2 tRNA genes are annotated in these 304 nt (G+C 57.2%); both read right to left on the bottom strand.

The features are described 5' to 3' along the window. Positions 1 to 42: 42 nt before the first annotated feature. Positions 43 to 118, bottom strand: a tRNA-Ala gene (locus tag R5H29_RS01475). Between the two features lie 46 nt (positions 119 to 164). Beyond that, positions 165 to 240 (bottom strand) — tRNA-Glu (locus R5H29_RS01480). Positions 241 to 304 lie beyond the last annotated feature (64 nt).

Here is a 304-nt window from a genome sequence, read left to right on the forward strand (position 1 = left end):
AAACTTCAAGTTGTAGAACCTTCGACGGCCTAATGTCGAAAGTGGTGGAGCCAAGCGGGATCGAACCGCTGACCTCCTGCATGCCATGCAGGCGCTCTCCCAGCTGAGCTATGGCCCCAGTGAAACTCCGGATGATCTGCCGGGAGCAGAGTCCGTTTTGAAACTGGCGTCCCCACGGGGATTCGAACCCCGGTCGCCACCGTGAAAGGGTGATGTCCTAGGCCTCTAGACGATGGGGACGCACGAAAACTTCAAGTTGTAGAACCTTCGACGGCCTAATGTCGAAAGTGGTGGAGCCAAGCGG

Source organism: Stenotrophomonas sp. A3_2, from assembly GCF_036624925.1.
Classification (GTDB): Bacteria; Pseudomonadota; Gammaproteobacteria; order Xanthomonadales; family Xanthomonadaceae; genus Stenotrophomonas; species Stenotrophomonas hibiscicola.